Genomic DNA, 22,132 nt, shown 5'->3' with positions numbered 1-22,132 from the left:
ATCGAGAGGGAGTATAAAGATCGCAAGTGCGCCCGTGGAACCCTGTTCTAAGCTCACAGTCGTATCGCCATTGGCACGTCCGTACAACGCAAAGGAGTTTGCATGGCTGGTCCCGGATTGAAAACAGTGGTTGGCCTGAGCCTTCTGGTCTTGCTGACTGCGTGCGGCGATAAAAAGCCCGTTGAGAAGGAGCGCCCACGGGTCTTCGTCCAAGAGGTTAAAGCAGCGGATTACGCCGCCTCGGTGACACTCACCGGTGATGTTCAAGCCCGCGTCCAGACCGAACTGTCGTTCCGCGTGGGCGGCAAGATCGTGCAGCGCATGGTCGATGTCGGTGACCGGGTTTCGGCCAGACAAGTGCTGGCCAAACTCGATCCCAAAGACCTGCAGACCAACGTCAACTCAGCCCAGGCTCAGGTGGTCGCCGAGCAAGCGCGGGTCACACAGACCTCCGCCGCCTTCGTTCGCCAGCAAAAGCTCCTGCCCAAGGGCTACACCAGCCAAAGCGAATACGACTCCGCGCAAGCCGCATTGCGCAGCAGTCAGAGCGCGCTCACGGCCGCGCAGGCGCAACTGGCCAACGCGCGCGAACAACTCAGCTACACCGCGCTGATTGCCGACGCGCCGGGCGTGATTACAGCGCGTCAGGCCGAGGTCGGTCAGGTGGTGCAGGCGACGGTGCCGATTTTCAGCCTGGCCCGCGATGGCGAGCGCGACGCGGTGTTCAACGTCTACGAATCACTGCTGACGGAACGGCCTGAAGGCAAAACCCTGGCGGTCAGCCTGCTCGACAACCCGGCGATCCAAACCACCGGCACCGTGCGCGAAGTGACTCCGGCCGTCTCGGCCCAGACCGGCACGGTGCAGGTCAAAGTCAGCCTGAGCAGCCTGCCCGAAGGCATGCAACTGGGCTCGGTGGTCAGCGCCACGGCCAAGTTGCCGGGCAAGGCGGCGGTTGAACTGCCCTGGTCGGCGCTGACCAAAAATATCAGCGAACCGGCTGTCTGGCTGGTCGACGGTGAGGGCAAGGCGCAATTGCACACCGTCACGGTCGGACGCTACCTGACCGGCAAAGTGATCATCAGCGCCGGCCTGGACGGCGGCGAGAAAGTCATTATCGCGGGCGGCCAGTTGCTGCACCCCGGCGTGAAAGTTGAGATCGCCGAAAATACTTATAAGGATTTAGCCGTGGAAGCCCAGCCATGAAGCGCCTGTTATTGGTCTGCACCGCGGTGATGCTGGTCGCCTGCTCGAAAAAAGAACCTCCGCCGGAACCTGTGCGCCCGGTGCTGTCGATCAAGGTCGAGGCGCTGGACGAAGAAAATCTCGGCCGCTTCGCCGGCAGCATCCAGGCTCGTTATGAAAGCAACGTTGGTTTCCGCGTGCCGGGACGCATTGCCAGCCGTCAGGTCGATGTCGGTGCCGAAGTCGACAAGGGAGCATTGCTCGCCACCCTCGACCCCACCGATCAGCAGAACCAGCTGCGTTCCGCGCAAGGTAATCTGGCCAGTGTCCAGGCCCAATTCATCAACGCCCAGGCCAATGCCCGTCGGCAGCAGGAGTTGTTCGATCGCGGCGTGGGCGCCCAGGCGCAACTCGACATCGCACAGACTGACCTGAAGACCACCCAGGCTTCTCTCGATCAGGCAAAGGCTGCGGTCGACCAGGCCAAGGATCAACTCAACTACGTCGAACTGCACGCCGACCACAAAGCCATCGTCACCGCCTGGAATGCCGAAGCCGGGCAAGTTGTCAGCGCAGGCCAGCAAGTGGTGACCCTGGCACAACCGGACATCAAGGAAGCCGTGATCGACCTGCCCGATACCTTGGTCGATCAATTGCCTGCGGACGTGGTTTTCCAGGTCGCGGCGCAACTGGACCCGAGCATCACCACGACGGCGACCATTCGCGAAATCGAACCACAGGCCCAAAGCGCGACCCGTACCCGTCGCGCCCGCCTGACCCTGACTGAAACACCCCCCGGTTTTCGCCTGGGCACCGCGATCAGCGTGACCCTAAGCTCGGCGATCAAACCGCGGATCGAGCTGCCCTTGAGCGCGCTGCAGGAGGTGGATGGCAAAACCCGCATCTGGGTCATCGATGCGCAGGCCCAGACCGTGGCCCCACGTGACGTCAGCCTGATCAGCCGAACCGATTCGACGATGATCCTGGCCGATGGTGTGAAGTCCGGCGAGCGGGTAGTCAGTGCCGGTGTGAACAGCCTGAAACCTGGGCAAAAAGTCAAAATCGATGAGGACAGCCCGCAATGAAAGGGAGTTTCAACTTATCCGAATGGGCCCTCAAGCATCAGTCGTTTGTCTGGTATTTGATGTTCGTCGCGCTGTTGATGGGCGTGTTCTCGTACATGAACCTCGGCCGCGAGGAAGACCCGTCCTTCACCATCAAAACCATGGTGATCCAGACCCGCTGGCCTGGCGCGACCCAGGAAGAAACCCTCAAGCAGGTCACTGACCGCATCGAGAAAAAACTCGAAGAGCTCGACTCCCTCGACTACGTGAAAAGCTACACCCGTCCCGGCGAATCCACAGTGTTCGTCAACCTGCGCGACACCACCAGTGCCAAGGACATCCCGGAAATCTGGTATCAGGTGCGCAAGAAGATCAACGACATTCGCGGCGATTTCCCTCAGGGCCTGCAAGGGCCGGGGTTCAACGACGAATTCGGTGACGTGTTTGGTTCGGTGTACGCTTTTACCGCTGACGGCTTGTCGATGCGCCAGTTGCGCGATTACGTCGAGCAAGTGCGCGCTGAAATTCGTGAAGTGCCGGGGTTGGGCAAGGTCGAGATGATCGGTGAGCAGGACGAAGTCCTCTACCTGAATTTCTCCACCCGCAAGCTGGCAGCGCTGGGCATTGATCAGCGCCAGGTGGTGCAGAGCCTGCAAGGCCAGAACGCGGTGACGCCGGCCGGGGTGATCGAAGCGGGACCGGAGCGCATTTCGGTGCGCACCTCGGGGCAGTTCGAATCCGAAAAGGACCTGGCCAACGTCAACTTGCGACTCAATGATCGCTTCTACCGTTTGGCCGACATCGCTGACATCAGCCGTGGTTACGTCGACCCGGCGACACCGGAGTTTCGCTTCAACGGCCACCCGGCCATCGGCCTCGCCATTGCGATGAAGAAGGGCGGCAACATCCAGGTGTTCGGCAAGGCACTGCACCAGCGCATGACCGACCTGACCGCGGACTTGCCGGTGGGCGTCGGAGTTCACACCGTGTCCGACCAGGCCGAAGTGGTGGAAAAAGCCGTCGGCGGTTTCACCAGTGCATTGTTCGAAGCGGTAGTGATCGTGCTGATCGTCAGTTTCGTCAGCCTTGGCGTACGTGCCGGGCTGGTGGTGGCGTGCTCGATCCCGCTGGTGCTGGCGATGGTCTTTGTCTTCATGGAATACAGCGGCATCACCATGCAGCGGATTTCCCTCGGTGCGCTGATCATCGCCCTCGGCTTGCTGGTGGACGATGCGATGATCACGGTGGAGATGATGGTCACGCGCCTGGAAATGGGCGAGACCAAGGAGCAGGCGGCGACGTTCGCCTACACCTCGACCGCGTTCCCGATGCTCACCGGCACGCTGGTGACCGTCGCCGGTTTCGTGCCGATTGGCCTCAACGCCAGTTCGGCCGGCGAGTACACCTTCACCCTGTTCGCGGTAATCGCCGTGGCGATGCTGGTGTCGTGGATCGTCGCGGTGCTGTTCGCCCCGGTGATCGGCGTGCACATCCTCAGCGCCAATGTGAAACCCCATGACGCCGAGCCCGGGCGCATCGGTCGTGCGTTCAATTACGGCATGCTGTGGTCGATGCGCAATCGCTGGTGGGCCATCGGCATCACAATTGCGCTGTTCGTGGCGTCGGTATTTTGCATGCAGTTCGTGCAAAACCAGTTCTTCCCGTCCTCGGACCGCCCGGAAATCCTCGTCGACTTGAACCTGCCGCAAAACGCCTCCATCGGTGAAACCCGCAAGGCTGTGGACAAACTTGAAGCAACGCTCAAGGACGATCCGGACATCGTGCGCTGGAGCACGTACATCGGCGAGGGGGCGATTCGTTTCTACCTGCCGCTCGACCAGCAACTGCAGAACCCGTACTACGCGCAACTGGTCATCGTCAGCAAAGACCTGGAGTCGCGCATTGCCCTCAGCCAGCGCTTGCGTGAACGGTTGCGCAAAGATTTCGTCGGCATCGGCAGCTACGTCCAGGCGCTGGAAATGGGCCCGCCGGTCGGCCGTCCGATTCAATACCGGGTCAGCGGCAAGGACATCGATCAGGTGCGCAAGCAGGCGATCGCCCTGGCCACCGTACTGGACAAAAACCCGCACATTGGCGAGATCATTTACGACTGGAACGAGCCGGGCAAAGTCCTGCGTATCGACATCGCCCAAGACAAGGCGCGGCAGTTGGGGCTGTCGTCGGAAGACGTGGCCAACCTGATGAACAGCATCGTTGTCGGGGCGCCGATCACCCAGGTTGATGATGATATCTACCTGATCAACGTCGTGGGCCGTGCTGAAGACGCGGAACGCGGCACACCCGAAACCCTGCAGAACTTACAGATCGTGACACCGGGCGGCACCTCCATACCGCTGCTGGCGTTTGCCACCGTGCGCTATGACCTGGAGCAGCCGCTGGTCTGGCGCCGCGACCGCAAGCCGACCATTACGGTCAAGGCCGCGATGCGCGACGAGATACAGCCGACCGACCTGGTGAAACAGCTCAAGCCGGACATCGACAAATTCGCCGCCGGTTTGCCGGTGGGTTACTCGGTTGCCACCGGCGGTACGGTAGAGGAAAGCGGCAAGGCCCAAGGGCCGATTGCCAAGGTGGTGCCGTTGATGTTGTTCCTGATGGCGACCTTCCTGATGATCCAGTTGCACAGCGTGCAGAAGCTGTTCCTGGTGGCGAGTGTCGCGCCCCTCGGGTTGATCGGCGTGGTGCTGGCGTTGGTTCCGACGGGAACGCCGATGGGCTTCGTGGCGATCCTGGGGATTCTGGCGCTGATCGGCATCATCATCCGCAACTCGGTGATTCTGGTGACTCAGATCGATGCGTTGGAGAAGGAAGGCTATTTACCGTGGGATGCCGTGGCGAAGGCCACGGAACATCGTCGTCGACCGATCCTGTTGACCGCTGCGGCGGCGAGCCTGGGGATGATCCCGATTGCCCGGGAAGTGTTCTGGGGGCCGATGGCGTACGCGATGATCGGCGGGATCATCATCGCCACCTTGCTGACGTTGCTGTTTTTGCCGGCGCTTTATGTGGCTTGGTACAAAATCCGCGAACCGAAGAAAGAGCTGCGGTAAAGCGAGCGCTAATGATCGTTCCCACGCTCTGCGTGGGAATGTAGCCCGTGACGCACCGCGTCACTGGACGCGGAGCGTCCCTTGAGGCATTCCCACGCAGAGCGTGGGAACGATCATGTCTAGGGCTTACGCCAGACGCTAGCCAGCCAAGGCTGCTGCTCTCGCGGCAGCCCCGCCGGTCGGTAGTAATGTTCCAGCTCGACAAACCCGGCTTCGGTCAGCAATTGCTGCCATGCCGCCAAGTCGTGATACGCCCCATACCGCGGCCCGTTCCAGCCTTCCTGATTCTCGCCACGCGGATTGGAACTGAACAACACGCCACCGGGTTTCAACGCCCCTCGCAACTCCTTCAACACCCGAGGCAATTCCTGGCGCGGGATGTGAAACAGCACCGCATTGGCAAATATCCCGTCGAAGCGCTCAGCCGGTAGATCCAGTTTCAGAAAGTCCTGCTGCCACACCTCGCAACCGCTGTCTTCACGCGCCATTTGCGCAAACTTCTCTGAACCATCCAGCCCGACGGCGGTGTGGCCCATGCGTATGAAGGTTTTCAAATCTCGCCCCGGGCCACAGCCAAAATCGAGAATGTCGAATGGCGGCTCGCCCTGAATATGCCGCAGCAGGGCATCGATGTTCTGGCTGACATCATGATCGCGAGTCCCTTCGCGAAAACCTTCGGCCACCGAGTTGTAATGGCCCAGGGTGGTGGAGGTGATCTGCTCGAGGTCGGCGGGGGTCTGTTTCATGGTCGGCTGCGCAGGCAATGGGGATTTGCCGAATATACGCCATCACACATGGGTCTGCTTCGCAGCCATTCGCGAGCAAGCTCGCTCCCACAGTTGATCTCCAGCGAACACAAATCTTGTGTACGGTACAGATCCAATGTGGGAGCGAGCTTGCTCGCGAAAGCGGTAACACTGGCGACTGAAGACTCAGGCCAGACTCAGGCCCGCTTCATCCCCAAACAATCAATGGATCGATCAACCATGGCCTTGGCGATCTCCAGCAAATGCCAAACCGAGAACACCATGGCCCGATCCGCCCCTTTGAGGTGATCGCCACACTGATACGCGGTGACCGAGGCACAACGCAGTAGATCCGCAACATAGAGTTGGGTGTCTTCAAAACTCACGTCTTCACTGACGTTGTAGAACCGCAGCTCGTCGGGCGCTGATGGCTGTTCTCCGGTGAGGTAGAAATCGATTGCACGATAAAGGGCAGAACGGTCTCTTGGCGGATCGTCGGTGGGATTGCCTTGGGTGGATGTTTCGGGAGGCGGATCGGGGACGGATCTTTTCATTGGTAAAACTCCTGGTATTAGTTGGAGCCAACCGATATCGCGACTAAACGAACAGGGGTGGCGGCTGCACGCAGGTTAGTCGACCGGTCACCAGGAAATACCGGCGCACCCGAGGGTGCCCTGCGCACAGCCACCATAAATTTCAGGTGATAAAACACCTGACAAGAGGTGGCGCTGTGCGCCTGGTGTGTTCCGAGCGACTAAACCCGATCACTGATGAGCAGTGACGGACCGAGACTAGCCACCGAAATTGGCAGGCGCAAGCGAGCGGAATGATCTAGGAAATGTCCTGCAAGTGGAAGGGATCAAGCCTGTAGGCGCGCTGATTTTCCTGTGGGAAATGTTCCCCGCTCCTGAAGGCAGACACCCCACTTAGCGCTTGTTCAACCCCCGCGCCAAGCGGTCCCCACCCAACTGAATCACCGCCACCAACACCACCAGCAGCACAATCACCGTCAGCATGATATGGCTATCAAATCGCTGATAACCATACCGGTACGCGATGTCCCCAAGCCCACCGGCCCCAATCGCCCCAGCCATGGCCGACGAGTTGATCATCGTCACCAACGTGATAGTGAAGCCGCCGACAATCCCCGGCAGCGCCTCTGGCAACAACACATGCCAGACAATGTGCCAGCGCCGGCAACCCATCGCCTGCGCCGCTTCGATCAAACCGTGATCGACCTCGCGCAAACTGACTTCGGCAATGCGCGCAAAGAATGGCGTCGCCGCGATCGTCAGTGGCACCACGGCGGCCCAGACGCCATACGTGGTGCCGACGATCAGTCGGGTGAACGGAATCAGCGCCACCATCAGGATCAAAAACGGAATCGAGCGAAACAGGTTCACGAACGCGCCCAATGCACGGTTCAGCCCCGGTGCTTCATAGATCCCGCCCTTGGAGCTGGTGACCAGGATCACCGCCAACGGTATGCCCGCCAGCAGCGCAATCAGCGACGACACACCGACCATCAAAAACGTGTCGATGAAACCTTGCAGCAAGCGATCAAACCACATAACCGAGCACCTCCACCTGTTGCGCCCAATCGCCGGCGCGCTGGCGCAATTGCTCTGCGCCGTGGGACGAGCCGGTCACTGCCAGCAGCAGTTGCCCGAGCGCATGACCCTGAATCCGCTCCACGCCACCTTGCAGCAAGCGCACACGACCGCCGAGCGCGGCGAACAGCGCGGCCAGATCCGGTTCATCGCTCGCGCTGCCGGTGAACTGCAAGCGCAGCACCACGGCGGCGTCCGAGGACTGTGGCTGAGGGCGCAAGCGGCTTTGCAGTTCTTCCGGCAAGCCATGTTGCAACGGTGCGAGTAGAGTCTTGCTGACCTCATGTTGCGGGTTGCCGAAGACTTCCCAGACCGGCCCTTGCTCGACGATTCGACCATGTTCCAGCACCACGACGCGGTCGCAGATATCGCGAATCACGGCCATCTCGTGAGTGATCAATACGATGGTCAACCCCAGGCGCTGATTGATCTCACGCAGCAGGCCGAGGATCGATTGCGTGGTCTCCGGGTCCAGCGCGGAAGTGGCTTCGTCGCACAGCAGGATCGCCGGGTCGTGCACCAACGCGCGGGCGATGCCGACGCGTTGTTTCTGGCCGCCGGACAGCTGCGCCGGATAGGCCTTGTGCTTGCCTTGCAGCCCGACCAGTTCGAGCAATTCACGGACCTTTTGCTCGCGTTTTTCCTTGGGCACGCCAGCGACTTTCAGCGGCAACTCGACGTTCTGCCAAACCGTCTTGGCCGACATCAAATTGAAGTGCTGGAAGATCATGCCGATCCGTCGGCGCAGCGCCACCAGGCGATCCTCATCGAACTCGCCGATGTCCACTTGATCGATCAGCACCCGACCGGTGCTCGGCTGTTCGAGGCGGTTGATGGTGCGGATCAGCGACGACTTGCCGGCGCCGCTGCGGCCGATGATGCCGAACACTTCACCGCGCTGGATCGCCAGGTCGATGCCGTGCAGTGCCGCCACCGGACCTTGCTGGCCATTGTAGGTTTTACCCAGGCCGATAAAGCGCACGTGGGCGCGATTGAGGTCCGGGTGCAGTTCGGTCTGTGCAGCTTTATGAGGCTCTGGAATCTCCAGTCGCCGTTGGGTGGCTGCCGTCATCCTCAGCTTTCCCAACCGGCTTGGTAGAGCTTGCCGTGGGCCTTGTCCAGCGCTGCACGAACGGCAGGCGAGTGCTGGTAGATATCAACGAACTTGATCAGGCGCGGGTCGGTTTTGCTCTTCGGCTGGATCACGAACTGGATGACGTATTCCTTGTGATCGAGGCCGTCGAACAGCAGGGCAGAACCGGCATCGAAGGTCTTCGACAGACGAATGTAGGCCGGGTAACCCTGGACCAGGTCGGCGTCGTCGTAGGCGCGCACCAGTTGCACGGCTTCAACCTGAAGGATTTTGATTTTCTTCGGGTTGGCGATGATGTCTTCTTCGGTGGCTTTGTAGCCGACACCCGGTTTGAGGGTGATCAGGCCCGCCTTGGCCAACAGTTGAAGGCCGCGCCCGCTGTTGATCGGGTCGTTGGCGATGGCGACGCTGGCACCTTCTGGCAGTTCGTCGAAGCTTTTGTATTTCTTCGAGTAGAGGCCGACGTTGTTGATGATCCCGGGGGCGAACGGCACCAGGTCAAAACCGGCGGCGGCTTTGGCGTTTTCCAGGAACGGGACGTGTTGGAAGTAATTCACGTCGATGTCGCCGGCCGCAAGGCTGACGTTGGGGGCGATCCAGTCGCTGAATTCCACCAGGTCAACTTGCAGGCCTTGTTTCTTGGCTTCTTCGACGGCGGCTTCCAGCGGGATGGCGAAAGCGGCGGTGGTGCCCACTTTCAGCGGCGCGTCGGCGGCGAAGGTGACGGAGCTGAAGAGGCCGAGGGCCAGGGCCAGTGCTTTGACTGGGTAGGAGAGGCGGGTCTTTTTCATGATTGATTTTCCAGTCAGTGCATAAATTTTCGATCGTTCCCACGCTCCGCGTGGGAATGCCTCCCGGGACGCTCCGCGTCCCTGCGGTGGTGACGCGGAGCGTCACTGGCTGCATTCCCACGCAGAGCGTGGGAACGATCGGTATCAGGGAATTAGTGTCGGTAGTGGGAGCCGGTGTGTTGCTCAGGCAAATGCGCCTCGGCATGAAACAGTTTTTCCCGCAGGCTGCCCGTGTCATAAGCCGTCTTGTACGACCCTCGGCGCTGCAGCTCCGGAATCACCAGCTCAATGAAATCCACATAGCTTTCCGGCGTGACAATCCGAGTCAGGTTGAAGCCATCGAGCCCGGTTTCAGCGATCCACGATTCCAGTTCGTCAGCCACTTGCTCAGGCGAACCGACGACGGTGATGTAGCGGCCACCGAGGGCGTGTTGCTCGAGCAATTTGCGCCGGGTCCAGTCGTTGTTTTGCAGGTTCTTGGTGGCTGACTGGATCGCGTTGCTCTTCACGTACTGGATCGGTTCGTCGATCTCGTATTCGGAAAAATCGATACCGGTCGACGCCGAAAAATGCGCGACGCCGGCCTCGGCGCTGGCATAGCTCAGGTACTCGGCATGCTTGGCCCAGGCCAGCTCTTCAGTGGCGCCGACAATCACGTTCAGCCCCATGAAGACCTTGATGTCCTCGGGATTGCGCCCAGCCTCGACGGCGCTGGCGCGAACCTTGTCCACCTGAACCTTGGTCGATGGTTTGTTCTGGCCACTGATGAACACGCATTCGGCATGACGCCCGGCGAACAGCAAACCGCGATCCGAACTGCCGGCCTGGAACAGCACCGGCGTGCGTTGCGGCGACGGTTCGCAGAGGTGATAACCCTCGACCTGATAGAACTCGCCCTTGTGTTCGACCTTGTGCACTTTCTCGGGTTGGGCGTAGATCCGTTGCTGTGGGTCATTGAGTACCGCGCCGTTTTCCCAGCTGCCTTCCCAGAGTTTGTAGAGCACCTCCAGGTATTCATCGGCCTGGTCGTAACGCCGGTCGTGCTCGACTTGTTCACTCAGGCCCATGGCCTTGGCGGCGCTGTCGAGGTAACCGGTGACGATGTTCCAACCGACTCGGCCACGGCTCAAATGATCGAGCGTCGACATGCGCCGGGCGAACAGATACGGCGGTTCGTAGGTCAGGTTGGCGGTCAGGCCGAAACCAAGGTTTTTGGTGACCGCGGCCATCGCGGAAACCAGCAGCAGTGGATCGTTGACCGGCAGCTGGATCGATTCTTTGAGCGGCACATCCACAGAGTTCTGGTAGACGTCGTACACGCCGACGATGTCGGCGATAAACAAACCGTCGAACAGCCCGCGCTCCAGCAACTGCGCCAGTTCGGTCCAGTATTCAATTGTCTTGTATTGAGTGGAGGTGTCCCTTGGATGCGTCCACAGGCCATGGTTGATGTGCCCGATGCAGTTCATGTTGAACGCGTTGAGCAGGATCTTCTTTTTCGCGGCCATCAGATGGTCCCTCGCAACGGAGGGTTTTCATCGTTGAGGTAGTAATTGCCGACGGCGTGATACTTCCAGCGCACCGGGTCGTGCAGCGTGTGCACCCGTGCGTTGCGCCAGTGGCGATCCAGGCCGTGTTCGATCAACGTCGCCTGGCTGCCGGCCAGTTCAAACAGCGTGCTGCCGGCGGCGAGGGAGATTTCGGTGCTCAGGGCACGGGCTTCGGCGACGGCAATCGAGGCCGCGGCGACCGTCTCGGCGTTGGTCTCGGCCTGCGCCTTGTCGAGGAATTCGCCGGAGCGTTCCAGCAAGGCTTCAGCGGCGTGCAGGCGAATGCTCAAGTGGCCGAAGCTCTTGAGGGTCAGCGGGTCGTCGGTGGCTTTTTCGTGCGTGGCGTCGATCCAGGGCCGGGTTTTGGTGCGCACGAAATGCAGTGCATCTTCATACGCGGCGCGGGCGATGCCGGTGTCGATGGCGGCATGAAGAATTTGCGCCAACGGGCCGACCGGGGTCGGACGCTCGAAGGCGGTTTGAAACGCGATCACGTCTTCGGCGGCGACGTAAACGTCTTCGAACACCACCGAACCGCTGCCGGTGGTGCGCTGGCCAAAACCGCTCCAGTCGTCGATGACCGTCAGGCCTTTGCTGTCGCGAGGCACGAACGCCAGTTGCTGCACGCCGTTTTCATCCACCACCGAAGTCGGGATGCGTTGCGCGTAAATCGCGCCGGTGGCGTAGAACTTGCGGCCGTTGATGCGGTAGCCAGCACTCTCTCCATGCAAATCAGGGGTCAGGCGGGTGATCCGGTCGTGGGCGGTTTTGGTGCCCAGTTCAGCCAAGGCATTGCCGAAGCGCTGACCGGCCAAGACTTCGGCGTAGAGCCGTTTTTTCTGCTCTTCGCTGCCGTTCACACGCAGCACTTCGAGGGCGTAGAAATGGTTCTGCGGGATTTGCCCAAGCGAGCCGTCAGCCTGGGCGATCAGGGCGATCACTTTGGCCAGCGTGACGTTGGATACTCCGGCACCGCCGTACGCCTTGGGCACGCTGATGCCCCAAAGACCCGAACGGGAAAACACGTCGAGCTCCGGGTGCGGCAAACGGCGTTCGCGGTCACGCAGAGCGCTGTCACGCTTGAAGTCTTCGGCCAGGTCGCTGGCGACAATCAGGGCTTGCTCATCGCTGGTTATGACCGCGACGTGGTGAGAAAAAGTCATGTGTTTCTCCAGAGATCTGGTCGTTAAATCCAGGAATGACGAGCCGGGAGCGTGCCGTTCAAGCGGTAAGTGCCGACCGCGTGATATTTCCAGCGAACGGGGTCGTGCAGCGTGTGCACGCGGGCGTTGCGCCAGTGACGGTCGAGGTTGAATTCGGCGAGGGTGGCGCGGCTGCCGGCCAATTCGAAGAGTTTTTCACTGGCCAGCAGCGAGATCTCGGTGCTCAGCACTTTGGCCTCGGCCACGGCAATCGAGGCGCGAGCCGCGGACTCGGCGGTGAGAGGCACTGCGTTGATCTGATCGAGTACTTGCCCGGCCTTGCGCAACAGCGCTTCGGCGGCGTGCAGTTCGATTTTCAGTTTGCCGATATCAGCGATCACATACAGGTCATCGCTGGCCCGTTCGACATTGGCGTCGATCCACGGCCGGGCGCGGGTTTTCACGAATTCGATGGCGTCGTCGATGGCGCCGCGGGCGATGCCGGCGTCGATGGCCGCTTGGATCAGCTGTGACACGGCACCTTGAGTGTTTGGTTGATCGTTGATCTTCCAGTTATCCACCACCAACTCGGCATCGACGCGCACGTTGTTGAGTAGAATCGTGCCGCTGGCGGTGGTGCGCTGACCGAAGCCCGACCAGTCATCAACGATGCGCAGTCCCGGCGTGCCGCGACGGACAAAGGCTAGCACTTGCTTGCCGTCATCGTTCAGTGCCTTGACCGCCACCCAGTGGGCGAACAGGGCGCCAGTGGAGTAAAACTTCTGGCCGTTGATCACGAATCCATCACCGTCAGCGGTGATGCGTGCCTTGAGCTCCAGGGTGTTTTTGGTGCCCCGTTCCGGCCCGGCATTGCCAATGCGCCAGCCTTCGAGCACGCTTTTGAACAGCTGTTTTTTCTGCGCCTCGGTGGCACTGCCCAGCACCAGATTGAGAATGCCGAACTGGTTCTGCGGGATCTGTCCCAGCGCCGGGTCCGCCGCAGAAATGATCGCGAAGACTTCGGCCAGTGTGACGAATGAAACCTGCGGGCCACCGTACTCGCGCGGGATGGCGATGCTGCCTAATCCGCTGCGGGTGAATTGTTCGATTTCCGACCACGGCAACTTGCGCTGGCGGTCACGTTTGGCGGCTTGCAGGCGGGCGACTTGCGCCAGCTCATGGGCGGCCTTGATGGCTTGTGCGTCGTTGCGCAAAACCTGCGCTGGTAACAACAACGGGGCGATGTCCAGATCACTCTGAACGATTGCATCTGCCAGACTGGACATCAGTGCCGCTCCTTGGCTGCACGCAATGCCCTGGCGATCTGCACTGGGGTGATTGTGTTCCGGACCATACCTACCTCACATCTCATGGGGTCGCCGCTCTCTGTGCGGCGAACGAAAAACAAGAATGTCCGGTGGTCCGGTGTATATACCCTAGGCGTGTATAAAAATTAAATAAACTAACTTTTTGGAATATGTATAGAAGGGGCTTCAATAGGCTGAGCGCGAACACTGTGGGAGCGAGCTTGCTCGCGAAAGCGGTGTGTCAGGCAACATTGATGCTGACTGACACGGTCTCATCGCGAGCAAGCTCGCTCCCACAGGGTGGGCAGTGTTTTCACTTCTTGCGAGGTTCGGCGGCCATGAATATTTCCTTGGGCCGAACCTTCAAATAGGGATTGGCGCAGCCGATCCTCAGCCTGCGCGGCGGCGCCCAACCGGAGTTGTTGCCGACCCGATCGAGGATGCAATACGTCACTTCCAGCCGAAGGTCTTCGCCGGCTTCGAGAATGATCGCCGGCGGCACCCAGACCTGAATGGGCTGGCCCACATCGCCAGCCTTGATCCGTGGCAAATCCATGCGCGCATCGCCCCAGCGCAGGGTGATTTCGTCGTCGGTGGCCATGTTCAGGTAAGGCTCGATGGTCAGTGGAACGCCGCGCTTGATCTGGTTCGGGTTGACCCCCTGGCGGCGAATGGTTTCGGGAAGGCCCACAGGCGCCAAATGCTGGTTTTCGTGACCACACAGGGTGAGCGACTGACCGCCCGGGCAATCGAGCTTGATCTCTACCTGAGCGGCAAGCGACACCGCCGGCCCTTGGCCGACCTGCATGACGCGGTAGTGGATGCGTGAGACGCCATTGGCGATGAAGCTCTGCGGTACACGCAGACTGATGGCTTTGCCGACATCCTCGGCGGTGAGTACCCGGGAGGCCACGTAGCAGCGGTCCCAGAACAGTTCGATCAGGTCGCCGTCGTCCATGCCGGGGTAGGGCGCCACGTCGACCAGCAGATAGGCGGCCGAGGTGACATTGATGCCGGCCTTGTGTGATTGCGCCAGGGTAGGGGCCGCAAGTCCGGATGTATTCGAGGTGCTTGTCATGGGTTTCTCCTTGAAGCCTTGCAGCGAAGTTCCGTTTCTGAAAGATCAAAAGGCGAGCATTACCCAGCAACAAAACAGCTCATTATTTTCAAGTTAAATAATGATTGAGTGCAAAGGTTGGCGCCTGCTGGCAACTAGATAAGAGTGCGCTTGAAGAGGTGTCAATAGAACTTGCTAGTTAAGTTGTTGATTAACTGTTATTCAGAAGTTTCCTACGTGTTGAAGTTAATAAGCTGCACCGCCCTGTCGAACATGTCTCGTGTTTATTGAGTTTTTCGCGTATTTGTTCACCCGCGGTCTTTCGGTGAGAGGCTTGGATTTTGGCGGATTTTAGGCGAGCTGATTTTGTTGCAGGACATATATATGTACCGCACAAGGAGTTGAAGGATTATCTAAGGTGTCAGTGGGGGAGTGCGAAAGAGGGGCGTTGATGGTGGGGATAGTTGCCACTTCCATCCATGGAAGTTAACAAGTAGTGAGGCGGTGATTCAAGAGTGCGCGTTATTCAGAAACTTGCTGAGGAACTGCTTCGTGCGCTCTTCTTTCGGGTTGGCAAACAGCGCCTTGGCTTCGCCTTGCTCGACGATCACACCTTTGTCGAAAAACACCACACGGTTCGCCACGTCCCGGGCAAAGCCCATTTCGTGGGTGACAATGACCATGGTGCGTTTCTCTTCGGCCAGGCTGCGGATGGTCGACAGCACTTCCCCTACCAGCTCGGGATCGAGCGCAGAGGTGGGTTCGTCGAACAGAATCACTTCCGGTTCCATCGCCAGTGCACGGGCAATCGCCACACGCTGTTGCTGGCCACCGGAAAGGCGTCGCGGGTAAGCGTCTTCCTTGCCCGCCAGACCCACCCGGGCCAGGAGCTTTTTACCCAGGGCAACGGCTTCGGCGTGCGGGATCTTCTTCACGATGATCGGGCCTTCGATGACGTTTTCCAGGGCGGTGCGATGCGGGAACAGGTTGAAGTTCTGGAACACGAAGCCCACATGCTGACGCAAGCGTCGCACCAGGCCCTGCTGCTGGTTCAGTGGACGGCTGCCATCGATCTCGATGTCACCGACCTTGATCCGGCCGCTCGTGGGTTCTTCCAGAAAATTCAGGCAGCGCAGAAACGTGGTTTTGCCCGAGCCGCTAGGCCCGATGATCGCCACCACCTCGCCTTCCTTCACCTGCAAATCGATGCCGTTAAGCACGACTTGACCCTTGAACTGCTTTGTCAGTTTTTCCACGACAATCATGGGGTCAGGACTCCTGGTCGTGCCGATTGACCCGCTCTTCCAGCTTGTTCTGCAGGTGCGAGAGCACCGTGGCCAGAACCCAGTAGATCAGCGCGGCGGCAAGATACATGGTGAAAATTTCAAAGGTGCGCGCGGTAATCAGCTGCGCCTGACGGAACAGCTCCGGCACCTGGATGGTGGCGGCCAGCGCGGTGTCCTTGACCAGCGAAATGAAGCTGTTACCCAGCGGCGGCAGGGCCGTGCGCATCGCTTGCGGCAGGATGGCCCGACGCAGGGTCTGCGCACGGGTCATGCCGATACTCGCGGCAGCTTCCCACTGGCCGCGTTCGATGGAGCTGATCGCGGAACGCAGGATTTCACAGGCGTAGGCGGCCATGTTCAGCGAAAAGCCGATCAGGGCCGCTGGCAATGGATCGAGTTCGATGCCCAATTGCGGCAAGCCGTAATAGATCACGAACAGCTGCACCAGCAACGGCGTGCCGCGAAAGAACGACACGTAGATGCGGGCCAGCCAACTCACCAGTTTGAAGCGCGACAGGCGCATCAACGCCAGGCCAAACCCCATCAGCAGGCCGAAAAACATGCCCCCAAGGCTCAGGATGACTGTGTAGTACGCGCCCTTCAGCAAGAAGGGCGCGGAGTCCAGCGCAAGTTGGAAAGCTTCTTCCATTATTTGGTGACGTCAGCGCTGAAGTATTTTTCCGAAAGCTTTTTCAGCGTGCCATCGGCGCGCAGCTTGTCGATGGCTTTGTTCACCGCTGCCAGCAGCTCAGGCTCGCCTTTGCGCAGGGCAATGCCGGCTTCCTGACGGGAGAACGCTTCGCCTGCGGCGGTAGTGTCCTTGGCCTTCTTGGCGTATTCCAGCGCGGCGAGACGGTCGATCAGAATGGCGTCGGTGCGGCCGTTACGCAGGTCTGCGAACTTGCTTGGGTCATCTTCATAGGTGCGCACGTCAGCGGTCGGCACGTTGGCTTTCACCCACTGTTCGTAGTTGGTGCCCAGGCCCACGCCGACTTTCTTGCCAGCCAGATCGGCAGCAGTCTTGATGTTCAGCTCCGCAGCCTTCTTGGTCAGCACCAGCGCTTGAATACCGGAAACGGTGTAGGGCTCGGAGAAGTCATACTTCTTCTTGCGCTCTTCGGTGATGGTCACCTGGTTGACCACTGCGTCCAGACGCTTGGATTCCAGCGCCGCGAGGATGCCGTCCCATTTGGTCGGTTGCAGTTTGACCTTCACGCCCAGCTCTTTGGCCAGGGCTTCGGAGAACTCGACTTCGAAACCGGTCAGTTTGCCGTCGGCGTCAACGAAGCTGAAGGGTGGGTAAGTGCCTTCCAGACCGACGTTGATCACGCCTGCGTCCTTGATTTTTTGCAGCTGCTCACCGGCAACCGCTTGACCCAGCAGGCCAGCGCTCAGTGCCAGGCCCAGCGAACCGACCAGCAGATTTCGACGTAGTGCGGAAAAATTCATGACAAGCCCCTGTGTTTTCTTATGAAGACGCTTTTAGGAATGTTGGCAAAATCGGGATTTGGACGACTGCAATATCCTGCCCTAAAGCAGCGTATGCGTCTCGCTGCAAATTCGCCTGCGGCGTGACTATATGATGGCGCTTTTAGATAGGAAAATAATAAATATCATCTTTGTTATTCTTTTTAGAGCTAAGTGATCGTTCCCACGCTCCTGCGTGGGAATGCAGCCCGTGACGCTCCGCGTCACTGGACGCGGAGCGTCCCCAGAGGCATTCCCACGCAGAGCGTGGGAACGATCACTACAGAAAATCCTTATAGGCAAACAACGCCGGCGCCCCACCGGTGTGCAAGAAGATGATCGGGCCTTCGTTGAAGCGTTGACGACCGATACCGTCAAGCAACCCGGCCATGGCCTTGCCGGTATACACCGGGTCCAGCAACAGACCTTCCTGACTTGCCAACAGTTTCACCGCTGACAACGTCCCGGCATTCGGTTCACCGTAGCGCGGGCCGAAATACTCGTCCCACAATTCGATTTTGAAACTGGCCGGCAGGCTCACACCCAAAAGCTCAGCCGTGCGTTCGGCCAGTCCTTGTACTTTCGGCCGCTGATCCTCATCACTCCGGGAAACCGTGACACCAATCACTGGCAAATCCGGCAGTGCCTCACTCAACGCCAGCGCCAGGCCACTGTGTGTGCCGGCGCTGCCCGAAGCCAGCACCACGGCAGCGAATGACAGGCCGGTGTCCTTGATCTGTTCGGCCAGTTCCAGCCCGGCGCGCACATAACCCAAGGCGCCCAACGCATTGGAGCCACCAATCGGCACCAGGTATGGCTTCTTGCCGTTGTTGCGCAGACGGTCAGCCAGGGCCTGCAATTGCTCGTCGGCGTTGTCGAGGTTTTCCACCAGCTCGACCTTGGTATCGAACAGGTCCAGCAACAGCCGATTGCCGTTGCCGACATAGTTGGCGTCGTCGGTGCCCAACGGGTTTTCCAGCAGCGCTACACAACTCAGGCCGAGCTTGGCGGCAATGGCGGCGGTCTGGCGTACGTGGTTGGACTGCAGCGCGCCGGCGGTGATCAAGGTGTCGGCGCCCTGGGCCAAGGCATCGGCCGCCAGGTATTCGAGTTTGCGCAGCTTGTTGCCGCCCATTGCCAGCGGCGTCAGGTCGTCGCGTTTGACGTACACGTCGCGGCCCAGCCAGGTCGAGAGGCGTTCGAGTTTTTCCAGAGGGGTCGGGTGGCCGAGCAAATCGAGGCGGTCAAAACGGTCGAGCTGTTGTTTGATCATGGTTCCATACTGGCGGAGAAAGGTTTCAGGACTATAGGCACGCCCCCAAGCGTGGGCAACTGCCAATCACTTATATCCAAAAGTGCTGACCACAGCATAATCGGTTCTTAATTCGGCTTCCGGACCTTGCCGTAAAGTAATCGCCGTCAGCGCGGCCAGACAGTCCGGCCGCCCATGAGGAGTTTCAACCGTGAGCGAGCGTTCCAGCCATTGGCAATTGCAGACCATCGTCAGCCAACTGCGCACAGCGCGCGACCAGTGGCGCGCACAAAACGGCCGTGCCAGCGGCGAGCAGGGCGGTCGCGAATTGCCTTCCCGAGCGGCCATGGCGGAAATTCTCGAAGCATTGTGCGGCGCGCTATTCCCGATGCGTCTTGGCCCGGTGGATTTGCGTGAGGAAAGTGAAGATTTCTACGTCGGGCACACGCTGGACGTCGCATTGAATGCGTTGCTGGCCCAGGCCCGGCTCGAACTGCGTTACGCGGCGCGCCACAGTGCCCAGGCCGACACTGAGGTCGAGGCCAGGACCATTCAGATCATTCAGGACTTCGCACTCGCGCTTCCAGGCCTGCGCAGTCTGTTGGACACCGACGTGCTGGCGGCCTATCACGGCGACCCCGCGGCTCGCAGCGTCGATGAAGTGTTGCTGTGTTATCCCGGGATTCTGGCGGTGATTCACCATCGCCTGGCCCACCATTTGTACCGCGCGGGGTTGCCGTTGCTGGCGCGGATCAGTGCAGAAATCGCGCACTCGGCCACGGGCATCGACATTCACCCGGGCGCGCAGATCGGACGCAGCTTCTTCATCGATCACGGGACAGGCGTGGTGATCGGCGAGACCGCGATCATTGGTGAGCGGGTGCGGATTTATCAGGCCGTGACGTTGGGCGCCAAGCGTTTCCCGTCGGATGAAGACGGGCAGTTGCAGAAGGGCCACCCGCGGCATCCGATTGTCGAAGATGACGTGGTGATCTATGCCGGCGCGACGATTCTGGGGCGCATCACCATCGGCAAGGGCTCGACCATTGGCGGCAACGTCTGGCTGACCCGCAGCGTGCCACCGGGGTGCAACCTGACACAGGCGAATCTGCAGCATGATGATGGGACACAGAAGTAAGCCTTTCACCCGACTGTACTGATCGTTCCCACGCTCCCGCGTGGGAACGCCTCAAGGGACGCTCCGCGTTCCAGGGCCGCCGCCGATGCTGTGTCTGGCACCGATGTGACGCAGAGCGTCACGGGCTGCATTCCCACGCAGAGCGTGGGAACGATCGCGATAACCCTGCCTCAAACCCCTCCTTGAGCTAGCGTACAAAACGTACCGCCGAGCCTTGCGATTAGTCCTTAGCAGCCTATTCATGTTTAAATTGAACGCTCATTCAAGTTAAACCGCCGGTTTGCTGCCCGCTCACAACAGGAGGCTTGCTTTTGCCGAGTCCGTTATTGATTGCCCTGATTCACCCCCTTGAGGTGCGCCTTTCATGAGTGCATCGCCCACCCCCGCCAGCGGCCAGGTCCGCATGAATCCGCCGGTATTTTACTTCGCGGCAACGTTCATCCTGCTATTTGGCATCGTCGTTATCGCCATGCCTGAACAGGCCGGCGCCTGGCTTCTGCAAGCGCAAAACTGGGCGGCCAATACGGTCGGCTGGTATTACATGCTCGCGATGACGCTGTATCTGGTCTTCGTGGTGGTCACCGCCTTGTCCGGCTACGGCAAGATCAAGCTCGGTGCCGACCACGACGAGCCCGAGTTCAGCTACCTGTCCTGGGCCGGCATGCTGTTCGCCGCCGGGATCAGCATCACGCTGTTCTTCTTTTGTGTGTCCGAACCACTGACGCACCTGGCGCAACCGCCGCAAGGCGAGGCCGGTACGGCGGATGCGGCGCGTCAGGCGATGCAGATTCTGTTTCTGCACTGGGGCCTGCATGGCTGGGGCGTGTTCGCCTTCGTCGGCATGGCGCTGGCCTACTTCGCCTACCGTCACAACTTGCCGCTGGCCCTGCGTTCTGCGCTCTATCCCCTGATCGGCAAACGTATCAATGGCCCCATCGGTTATGCGGTGGACGGCTTCGGCATCATCGCCACTGTGTTCGGCCTCGGTGCCGACATGGGTTTTGGCGTGTTGCACCTCAACTCAGGGCTGGACTACCTGTTCGGCATTGCTCACACCCACTGGATTCAGGTTGGCTTGATCACGCTGATGATGGGCGCGGCGATCATCGTCGCGGTCTCCGGGGTCGACAAAGGCGTGCGGGTGATGTCCGACATCAACATGCTGCTGGCCTGCGCGCTGCTGCTGTTCGTGTTGTTTGCCGGCCCGACTCAGCACCTGCTCAACACCTTGATCCAGAACATCGGCGATTACCTCGGCGCGTTGCCGATGAAGAGTTTCGATCTTTACGCCTACGACAAACCGAGTGACTGGCTCGGCGGCTGGACGGTGTTTTATTGGGCTTGGTGGATTGCGTGGTCGCCTTTCGTGGGCCTGTTCATCGCACGGATTTCCCGTGGCCGAACCATCCGCGAATTCGTCTTTGGCGTGCTGTTGATTCCGCTCGGTTTCACCCTGGCGTGGATGTCGATCTTCGGCAACAGCGCTATCGACCAGGTGCTCAACCACGGCATGAGCGCGCTCGGCATGTCGGCCATCGACAACCCGTCGATGACGCTTTACCTGCTGCTGGAAACCTACCCGTGGAGCAAAACCGTGATCGCGGTCACGGTGTTCATCAGCTTCGTGTTCTTCGTCACCTCCGCCGACTCCGGCACCGTGGTGCTGTCGACGCTGTCCGCCAAAGGCGGAAATCCTGACGAAGACGGGCCGAAATGGTTGCGGGTGTTCTGGGGCGCGATGACCGCGCTGGTGACCAGTGCACTGCTGTTTTCCGGCAGCATCGATGCGCTGAAGTCAGCGGTGGTGCTGACGTCGTTGCCGTTCTCGTTGATTTTGCTGCTGATGATGTGGGGGCTGCACAAGGCGTTTTACCTGGAATCGCAGAAGCAGATCGCGCAACTGCATTCCCTGGCGCCGGTGTCCGGCTCGCGACGTGGCGGCTGGCGTCAGCGCTTGACTCAGGCGGTGCATTTCCCGTCTCGCGATGAGGTCTATCGCTTCCTCGATACGACGGTACGTCCGGCCATTGAAGAAGTCTCGGCGGTGTTCGTCGAGAAGGGTTTGAACGTGGTCACCCAACCGGATGCGGCCAACGACAACGTCAGCCTGGAAATCGGTCACGGCGAGGAACATCCGTTTATCTATCAGGCGCAGATGCGTGGTTACTTCACACCATCGTTTGCCCGTGCCGGCATGGGCTCCAAGGAGCTCAACAACCGTCGTTATTACCGGGCTGAAGTGCATTTGAGCGAAGGCAGTCAGGATTACGATCTGGTGGGCTACACCAAGGACCAGATCATCAACGACATCCTTGACCAGTACGAACGGCATTTGCAGTTCTTGCACTTGGTGCGTTGATCGAGTGCCGGTGG

18 protein-coding genes are annotated in these 22,132 nt (G+C 59.9%); 5 read left to right on the top strand and 13 right to left on the bottom strand.

The window, feature by feature from the left end:
• The first annotated feature begins 102 nt into the window (after window positions 1-102).
• Genes ACM6I0_RS05930 through ACM6I0_RS05920 form a run of 3 tightly spaced genes read left to right on the top strand, consistent with a single transcriptional unit; the run spans window position 103 to window position 5,320 of the window.
• A complete protein-coding gene (locus tag ACM6I0_RS05930; RefSeq protein WP_414921704.1) occupies window positions 103-1,206 on the top strand; it encodes an efflux RND transporter periplasmic adaptor subunit in 1,104 nt (367 codons plus the stop codon).
• Window positions 1,203-2,270 (top strand): efflux RND transporter periplasmic adaptor subunit, encoded by a 1,068-nt coding sequence (locus tag ACM6I0_RS05925; protein WP_414921703.1) that lies wholly within the window; start codon window positions 1,203-1,205, stop codon window positions 2,268-2,270. The genes ACM6I0_RS05930 and ACM6I0_RS05925 overlap by 4 nt, the downstream gene beginning before the upstream one ends.
• Entirely contained in the window at window positions 2,267-5,320 is a 3,054-nt protein-coding gene (locus ACM6I0_RS05920; protein WP_414921702.1) for an efflux RND transporter permease subunit, read from the top strand. The genes ACM6I0_RS05925 and ACM6I0_RS05920 overlap by 4 nt, the downstream gene beginning before the upstream one ends.
• Window positions 5,321-5,439: 119 nt before the next feature.
• Here ACM6I0_RS05920 and ACM6I0_RS05915 read toward each other — a convergent pair whose 3' ends face one another.
• The 13 genes from ACM6I0_RS05915 to ACM6I0_RS05855 form a co-directional block, all read right to left on the bottom strand.
• A complete protein-coding gene (locus ACM6I0_RS05915) occupies window positions 5,440-6,066 on the bottom strand; it encodes a class I SAM-dependent methyltransferase (protein WP_414921701.1) in 627 nt (208 codons plus the stop codon).
• Window positions 6,067-6,263: 197 nt separating this feature from the next.
• Window positions 6,264-6,620 (bottom strand): DUF6124 family protein, encoded by a 357-nt coding sequence (locus tag ACM6I0_RS05910; protein WP_285433366.1) that lies wholly within the window; start codon window positions 6,618-6,620, stop codon window positions 6,264-6,266.
• A 372-nt stretch (window positions 6,621-6,992) separates the two neighbouring features.
• The gene (locus ACM6I0_RS05905) at window positions 6,993-7,637 is read right to left on the bottom strand and encodes a methionine ABC transporter permease (RefSeq protein WP_414921700.1); all 645 of its coding nucleotides are present in this window, start codon (window positions 7,635-7,637) and stop codon (window positions 6,993-6,995) included.
• Window positions 7,627-8,748 carry a methionine ABC transporter ATP-binding protein gene (locus ACM6I0_RS05900; RefSeq protein WP_414921699.1) on the bottom strand — a complete coding sequence of 374 codons (1,122 nt, stop codon included), beginning with the start codon at window positions 8,746-8,748 and terminating at the stop codon, window positions 7,627-7,629. Before ACM6I0_RS05900 ends, ACM6I0_RS05905 begins: the two co-directional genes overlap by 11 nt.
• 2 nt (window positions 8,749-8,750) lie before the next feature.
• Window positions 8,751-9,560 (bottom strand): MetQ/NlpA family ABC transporter substrate-binding protein, encoded by an 810-nt coding sequence (locus ACM6I0_RS05895; protein WP_414921698.1) that lies wholly within the window; start codon window positions 9,558-9,560, stop codon window positions 8,751-8,753.
• Between the two features lie 152 nt (window positions 9,561-9,712).
• Window positions 9,713-11,071: an LLM class flavin-dependent oxidoreductase gene (locus ACM6I0_RS05890; RefSeq protein WP_414921730.1), complete on the bottom strand. Its 1,359-nt coding sequence runs from the start codon at window positions 11,069-11,071 to the stop codon at window positions 9,713-9,715.
• Complete coding sequence (locus tag ACM6I0_RS05885) at window positions 11,068-12,273, bottom strand: SfnB family sulfur acquisition oxidoreductase (protein WP_414921697.1); 1,206 nt, start codon at window positions 12,271-12,273, stop codon at window positions 11,068-11,070. Before ACM6I0_RS05885 ends, ACM6I0_RS05890 begins: the two co-directional genes overlap by 4 nt.
• Window positions 12,274-12,296: 23 nt before the next feature.
• Window positions 12,297-13,538: an SfnB family sulfur acquisition oxidoreductase gene (locus ACM6I0_RS05880; RefSeq protein WP_285433373.1), complete on the bottom strand. Its 1,242-nt coding sequence runs from the start codon at window positions 13,536-13,538 to the stop codon at window positions 12,297-12,299.
• A gap of 334 nt (window positions 13,539-13,872) precedes the next feature.
• A complete protein-coding gene (locus tag ACM6I0_RS05875) occupies window positions 13,873-14,637 on the bottom strand; it encodes a hypothetical protein (protein WP_285433375.1) in 765 nt (254 codons plus the stop codon).
• 488 nt (window positions 14,638-15,125) lie between these two features.
• Window positions 15,126-15,881, bottom strand: a complete 756-nt coding sequence (gene tcyN / locus ACM6I0_RS05870; RefSeq protein ID WP_285433377.1) for an L-cystine ABC transporter ATP-binding protein TcyN — start codon at window positions 15,879-15,881, stop codon at window positions 15,126-15,128.
• A gap of 4 nt (window positions 15,882-15,885) precedes the next feature.
• Window positions 15,886-16,551, bottom strand: a complete 666-nt coding sequence (gene tcyL, locus ACM6I0_RS05865) for a cystine ABC transporter permease (protein WP_414921696.1) — start codon at window positions 16,549-16,551, stop codon at window positions 15,886-15,888.
• The gene (tcyJ, locus tag ACM6I0_RS05860) at window positions 16,551-17,351 is read right to left on the bottom strand and encodes a cystine ABC transporter substrate-binding protein (RefSeq protein WP_222589314.1); all 801 of its coding nucleotides are present in this window, start codon (window positions 17,349-17,351) and stop codon (window positions 16,551-16,553) included. Before tcyJ ends, tcyL begins: the two co-directional genes overlap by 1 nt.
• A gap of 298 nt (window positions 17,352-17,649) precedes the next feature.
• A complete protein-coding gene (locus ACM6I0_RS05855) occupies window positions 17,650-18,642 on the bottom strand; it encodes a D-cysteine desulfhydrase (protein WP_414921695.1) in 993 nt (330 codons plus the stop codon).
• 190 nt (window positions 18,643-18,832) lie between these two features.
• Here ACM6I0_RS05855 and epsC point away from each other — a divergent pair, with 190 nt between their 5' ends.
• Both epsC and betT read left to right on the top strand, forming a co-directional pair.
• On the top strand, window positions 18,833-19,759 hold the full coding sequence (gene epsC, locus ACM6I0_RS05850; protein ID WP_222589316.1) for a serine O-acetyltransferase EpsC: 927 nt from the start codon (window positions 18,833-18,835) through the stop codon (window positions 19,757-19,759).
• A gap of 403 nt (window positions 19,760-20,162) precedes the next feature.
• Window positions 20,163-22,118 (top strand): choline transporter BetT, encoded by a 1,956-nt coding sequence (gene betT / locus ACM6I0_RS05845; protein WP_259157499.1) that lies wholly within the window; start codon window positions 20,163-20,165, stop codon window positions 22,116-22,118.
• Window positions 22,119-22,132: the final 14 nt, after the last annotated feature.

Source organism: Pseudomonas sp. IT-P294 (genome assembly GCF_949767865.1).
Classification (GTDB): domain Bacteria; phylum Pseudomonadota; class Gammaproteobacteria; order Pseudomonadales; family Pseudomonadaceae; genus Aquipseudomonas.
The sequence above is the reverse complement of the archived record's forward strand: the minus strand, read 5'-3'. Positions and strand labels throughout refer to the sequence as shown.

What these genes read in the sequence shown, in the direction of transcription:
- ACM6I0_RS05855 (WP_414921695.1), bottom strand. Translation starts at nt 18,642, where the DNA reads ATGATCAAACAACAGCTCGACCGTTTTGACCGCCTCGATTTGCTCGGC.
- ACM6I0_RS05915 (WP_414921701.1), bottom strand. Translation starts at nt 6,066, where the DNA reads ATGAAACAGACCCCCGCCGACCTCGAGCAGATCACCTCCACCACCCTG.
- ACM6I0_RS05895 (WP_414921698.1), bottom strand. Translation starts at nt 9,560, where the DNA reads ATGAAAAAGACCCGCCTCTCCTACCCAGTCAAAGCACTGGCCCTGGCC.
- ACM6I0_RS05905 (WP_414921700.1), bottom strand. Translation starts at nt 7,637, where the DNA reads ATGTGGTTTGATCGCTTGCTGCAAGGTTTCATCGACACGTTTTTGATG.
- tcyN (WP_285433377.1), bottom strand. Translation starts at nt 15,881, where the DNA reads ATGATTGTCGTGGAAAAACTGACAAAGCAGTTCAAGGGTCAAGTCGTG.
- ACM6I0_RS05910 (WP_285433366.1), bottom strand. Translation starts at nt 6,620, where the DNA reads ATGAAAAGATCCGTCCCCGATCCGCCTCCCGAAACATCCACCCAAGGC.
- betT (WP_259157499.1), top strand. Translation starts at nt 20,163, where the DNA reads ATGAATCCGCCGGTATTTTACTTCGCGGCAACGTTCATCCTGCTATTT.
- ACM6I0_RS05930 (WP_414921704.1), top strand. Translation starts at nt 103, where the DNA reads ATGGCTGGTCCCGGATTGAAAACAGTGGTTGGCCTGAGCCTTCTGGTC.
- ACM6I0_RS05925 (WP_414921703.1), top strand. Translation starts at nt 1,203, where the DNA reads ATGAAGCGCCTGTTATTGGTCTGCACCGCGGTGATGCTGGTCGCCTGC.
- ACM6I0_RS05880 (WP_285433373.1), bottom strand. Translation starts at nt 13,538, where the DNA reads ATGTCCAGTCTGGCAGATGCAATCGTTCAGAGTGATCTGGACATCGCC.
- ACM6I0_RS05875 (WP_285433375.1), bottom strand. Translation starts at nt 14,637, where the DNA reads ATGACAAGCACCTCGAATACATCCGGACTTGCGGCCCCTACCCTGGCG.
- ACM6I0_RS05885 (WP_414921697.1), bottom strand. Translation starts at nt 12,273, where the DNA reads ATGACTTTTTCTCACCACGTCGCGGTCATAACCAGCGATGAGCAAGCC.
- tcyJ (WP_222589314.1), bottom strand. Translation starts at nt 17,351, where the DNA reads ATGAATTTTTCCGCACTACGTCGAAATCTGCTGGTCGGTTCGCTGGGC.
- ACM6I0_RS05920 (WP_414921702.1), top strand. Translation starts at nt 2,267, where the DNA reads ATGAAAGGGAGTTTCAACTTATCCGAATGGGCCCTCAAGCATCAGTCG.
- tcyL (WP_414921696.1), bottom strand. Translation starts at nt 16,551, where the DNA reads ATGGAAGAAGCTTTCCAACTTGCGCTGGACTCCGCGCCCTTCTTGCTG.
- ACM6I0_RS05900 (WP_414921699.1), bottom strand. Translation starts at nt 8,748, where the DNA reads ATGACGGCAGCCACCCAACGGCGACTGGAGATTCCAGAGCCTCATAAA.